The organism is Neisseria sp. P0008.S010 (genome assembly GCF_051962715.1).
Taxonomy (GTDB): domain Bacteria; phylum Pseudomonadota; class Gammaproteobacteria; order Burkholderiales; family Neisseriaceae; genus Neisseria; species Neisseria elongata.
In genome coordinates this window covers 1-263 of sequence record NZ_JBQCVA010000318.1, presented here as the reverse complement: position 1 = coordinate 263, position 263 = coordinate 1, and the positions used below count along the sequence as shown (strand labels likewise).

Genomic DNA, 263 nt, shown 5'->3' with positions numbered 1-263 from the left:
GAATTACTGGGCGTAAAGCGCGTGTAGGTGGATTGGTGTGTCAGATGTGAAAGCCCTGGGCTCAACCCAGGAACTGCACCTGAAACTACCAGTCTTGAGTGGTGGAGAGGGAAGTGGAATTCCTGGTGTAGAGGTGAAATTCGTAGATATCAGGAGGAACACCAGTGGCGAAGGCGGCTTCCTGGACACCAACTGACGCTGAGACGCGAAAGCGTGGGGAGCAAACAGGATTAGATACCCGGGTAGTCCTGTCTCTTATACAC

Annotated in this window: 1 rRNA gene; it reads left to right on the top strand. The window is 52.9% G+C overall.

Annotated elements, in window-relative coordinates:
* Positions 1-263, top strand: a 16S ribosomal RNA gene (locus tag ACTHSL_RS13765); the annotation flags it as partial.